This window comes from Polyangium fumosum, assembly GCF_005144585.1.
GTDB classification, from domain to species: domain Bacteria; phylum Myxococcota_A; class Polyangia; order Polyangiales; family Polyangiaceae; genus Polyangium; species Polyangium fumosum.
The window spans coordinates 1-4,219 of the sequence record NZ_SSMQ01000166.1; the positions used below are offsets into that span (position 1 = coordinate 1).

A 4,219-nucleotide genomic window follows, 5' to 3' on the forward strand; every position below is an offset into this window, starting at 1 on the left:
GTCACGAATCGAATCGAGCAGGGCATACCTGCTCTCCCGTAGCTCCGGCGCCTCCTCGGGGGCCTCGGTGGTGCCGATGACCTGGCCATAAAGTGTATGCACCTCCTTGAGGAGGGTGAGGACGGGCGTGGCGCCGATGCCGCCGATGACCCCCGTGAGCCCCTCGCGCTCGACCGTGGCGAGCTTGGTCTCGATGGCCGCCCATTCCTCTTTCACCTTGAGATTGACGAACGAACGCCCCTCGGGGAAGAGACGATCGAGCACGACACGCGCGTCTTTCCCTTGCGGGAGGAACTCGCCGAGCGACGCCCAGGCGACGAGGATGTCATGAAATGCCCCGCCGACTTTGTCCATTCGCCGATCGGCCTCCTTGACCGTGACGACGGTGCCCGGCGTCCTGGCAATGGCCTGCTGGAGGACCGCACGATCGGACGCGATTTGAACGACGGCCTCGACGACGTTTTGCGGGAGGTCGTTGTACTTCGCCGCGCCCGCCTCGACGGCGCTCGCGAGGGCGACCGCGCCATGAGAATCGACAAGTGGGAGCTTTACGAGATCTACAGGGGTAAAGGTTCGTGCCATGGTGCGGGAGGCTAGAAAAGAAGGGAGGCGGGTGTCCAGGGGGGTTGTGAGGCAGCGCGTCGGTTTTCTTCGCCGCTCGAGCCATGCGCGCGCGTGAAGAGCGACGCCGCCTCGGATCATTGACGAACGACCGGCAAAAGAGGACGATGGAGGCGAGAGGTGCTTGCCCAAACGCGCGCGCCTCCATCGTCCCCTCACCTACGCTCTTGCCCGGACGCGGCAAACGGTCACCGGATTTTTTATTCGGCGAACTCGAACGGCGCGAGGCAGCAGAACGTGACGGCCTCTGCGGGGTCTTCCGAGGCCGCGCCCGTGGGCTCCCCGCCCGTCGCGAGGCAGAGGCCAGGAACGTACGCGAGGTCCGTGATCGCCTTGGCCCCGAGCGCGCGGCCCGGCAGGGAGACGTTCGTGCACTGCTCGATGACCGAGGAGATCGGGTCCTCGGAAAACTGGGACGAGCACGCCGCATCGTCATAGAGCCGCAGCGAGGCGAGACACGCGCCCCCAACCGGGTTCCCGCCGCACGCGCACGCCGTGCAGCCGCGCGTGTCGATCGGCAGCTCCCCGTAGAGGTGGATGGGATCGTAGCGGTCGTAGTTGCCGGGGCACGTAGCGTGTATTCCCCTCAGCGCGATGCACTGGAGAAATGGGTACGGTAGGTCGTACATGCATCGGTGCGTGGACGTCTTGCACGTCCCCTCGCGCTCTTTCGCTTCACAAGCGAGGCCCATCCAGGCCCATTCGGTCGACTTGGTGAACGTGGCCGGCTTCGCGATGGACGGGCACGACTCGCTCGTCGGGCCAGGGAGCGGAGAAGCGTAGACAGACTGCGCGCAAGGCTCCCCGCCACAATCAGCCCCCGCCGGCAGGGCGTTCGTGCTCGTGCACGAGCCGTCCCAGCCGGCGGGACCTCCGAAAGGGAGCGCAGGCGTTCCATTCTCCGCGCATGTGCCAGCGCGGACCTCGATCGTCTCGGGGAGTTTGGTGCACGAACCTTCGGAGGCCGGGCACGTGCACTCACATGCTGCGGGCGGCGCATCGAGGTACGCGAAGCGCCGGTATTTCTCGAAGAACTCCACGTCATCGCCGTAGCCGCCCAGCTTGCGCGCCTCATCGCAGTTCGCGGGCGCAAGCTCGCGGGGACCATACCAGAGGAGCATCGGCGTGCGTGGCCAGTCGCCCGCTGACTCGCTGCTCGGCTCGGGGACGCAGCGGCCGGTGCACGTGGCGGCTTCCTGCTCCGGCTCGGGAACTTGGACGTTCGCGTCGTCGCTCGCGTCGGTGCCGGCGTCGAGTTCCGCCTGGCACTCCGGTGTCGGCCGGAGAGCGTTCGGATCACATTCGCTCCGCGTGGTCGCGGGAGGCGCGCTGCACCCCGTGACAAACGCAGCAACGACCATGATCACAGTGAGACGCGAGCTTGGCATGATCAGAACTCCCATGTTCCGAGGATCGACGCGCCGACCATGAGCGGAGGAGTCTCCGAGACGACCTGTGTCCCGACGCCCACGAGCACGCCACTGGACAAACCTAACAGGTCCACCGCGCCCTGTACAGCAAAGGAGCGTGCGGGGACAAACCTCGCCCCGATGCGCCCGCCGATGCCAGGTTTGAACAAGTGATCGGTTCGAGGCTTGTACGCTTCGCTGGAGAACTCGACGGTGATCACGCCGAGGTGCCCGAGCGCGCACCCGAAGGCCCAGCGGTAGTGCCCGCACACGCTCGCGATCCCGCCCGCGGTCATCGCGGAGATGGGTCTGCCTCCGACCCCTCCGGTCAACCACGCCGCGCGCCCTTCGAGACCGAGCGACACGTACTCGTTTGGCCTCCAAGCTCCTCCAGCGACCACCCCCACGGCCGGCGTCCACGACGCGACCCCGAACACGACGACCGGCCCTGCGCCGATCGACCAGCGCGTCGGCGCAGGCCTCTCCACCAGCTTCGGATCCTCGTACCCGAAGGGATCTTCCTGCTTCGTGAACGTCGGTGCATCGGACGCGGCATGCCCGAGATCGCTCATCGTCTCTACCGGCGGCGCACTCTTCTCTCGCGTGAGGAGCTGCAACTCCCGCTCGTCCTCGAAGAGCGGACGCGGCTTCAACATCAGCTCGATCCGCAGGTCCTTCCGCGGGACGACGTGGAACATCCGCGCATCGTCGTTATACCCATCCATGCCCGCGCGCAGTTCGTGCTCGCCCGCGAGGACGAACATCGAGAATGCGGACAACCCCGCCTTGTTCCTCGGATCCCCGTCCAGCGTGATCCGCGCGCCCGCATGGGAGATCACGACGTCGACCCACGCGCCTCGGGCGCGCACGGCCTCGTATGCGTTGAAAAACGTCTGCCGTTCCGCGCTCGTGGTGTTGGCGCGCTTCAACGCGTCGTGCAGAAGCTCCGCGGCCTGCGCCGGTCGATCGCGGACCATCAGCACGCCCAGCCGCCCCTCGACGACCGGATCGCGCCGCATCTTCATCGCTGCCGCGTACGACATCGCGGCTTCGGACCACCGTCCGCTGGCGCGCTCGCGATCTCCCTTGGCGACGAGCGCGGCGAACTCGCTCTCCCGCGCCGCTTCGTCGATCGCCTCCGGGGCGACCGGGTGCAAATCCTCGGCCCACGCGGGCGATGTGGACACGACGACGAGTAGGATCGAAGCGAGACGGGCACGCACGCCCTACGGATATGTCATCCAACGGCCGGCGAAAAGCGGCTACCGCGTGTCGACGAGAAAGCCCTCCTCGATGTCCATGTCGACCTCGACGCGCTGCTCTTGCGGTGGGTTTGACCGCGGCGCGGGCGCGGGCGTCGGTTCGCTCGTCGGCGGGGCGCCCGGAGGCTGGATCGTGGGTTCGTCGAGGGCGGCTTCGGTCGTGACGGAGAGCCTCGTGGCGCTCGCGTAGACCTCGCGTGCGACGCCGACGTATGCAGCCCGGGGCGCTTCATCGCGCGGACCTGGGAGCATGAGCAGGGCCGCCATGATCACGCTCGCCACGTGACCCAGCATCGGCGCGAACCGCTGCACGAGGGAGGCAACCGGCCCGCTCGGCGGGATCGGGGGCGCGACGCTGTGGTACGCGTCGCGGAACTCGTGCATCTCCCTTTGGAGGTATTTGCGTACGCGGAACGCGCGCATCTTCACGGCATCCTTCGAGATTCCGAGCACCTTGCGTGCTTCGTCGAGCGTGTACTCTTCGAGGTAGACGAGGAAGAACACCTCGAACAGGACGTCGGGCATCACGTCGACCGCGGCATAGAGGCGCTCCCGCGCCTCGCGGAGTTGCGCGCTCACGTCGGGGGAAGGGCCGGGGGCAAACGCTTCCACCGCGACGTCTGGCTCCGTCACGATCACCTGGCTGCGACGACGCAGCGTCCGCCGATGGCGCCGGTACACGTTGTTCGCGATGCCCATCGCCCAGCGCCGCAGCTCCCCGTCGGAGCGGTACGTGTGCAGGCTGCGGACGCCGCGGATCAGCGTGTTCTGCGCGAGATCATCGGCGTCCGCGTGCCCGCAGCGGAGGCGCGCGAAGCGCTGGACGAGATCGGGACGAAGGGCGAGGAGGTCGCCGAGGAGATCGGGTTGGTTCTGGTTGTTCCCCACATCCGCTTCTTGCCCGCAGCCGGAGAACGGTAACCGGAA

The 4,219-nt window shown here is 67.3% G+C and carries 4 protein-coding genes; all 4 read right to left on the minus strand.

Going from position 1 to position 4,219, the window contains the following annotated elements:
- A partial coding sequence (locus tag E8A74_RS51455) for a hypothetical protein (RefSeq protein ID WP_136936553.1) occupies positions 1–582 on the minus strand: 582 nt, incomplete at its 3' end.
- A gap of 239 nt (positions 583–821) precedes the next feature.
- Entirely contained in the window at positions 822–2,009 is a 1,188-nt protein-coding gene (locus tag E8A74_RS51460) for a hypothetical protein (protein WP_136936554.1), read from the minus strand.
- Positions 2,010–2,011: 2 nt separating this feature from the next.
- Positions 2,012–3,217 carry a hypothetical protein gene (locus E8A74_RS51465; RefSeq protein WP_136936555.1) on the minus strand — a complete coding sequence of 402 codons (1,206 nt, stop codon included), beginning with the start codon at positions 3,215–3,217 and terminating at the stop codon, positions 2,012–2,014.
- Positions 3,218–3,292: 75 nt separating this feature from the next.
- Positions 3,293–4,219, minus strand: a 927-nt coding sequence (locus E8A74_RS51470) for an RNA polymerase sigma factor (RefSeq protein WP_136936556.1), incomplete at its 5' end; no start/stop codon positions are given.

Coding starts and splice junctions, on each gene's coding strand:
- E8A74_RS51460 (WP_136936554.1), bottom strand. CDS start 2,009: ATGCCAAGCTCGCGTCTCACTGTGATCATGGTCGTTGCTGCGTTTGTC.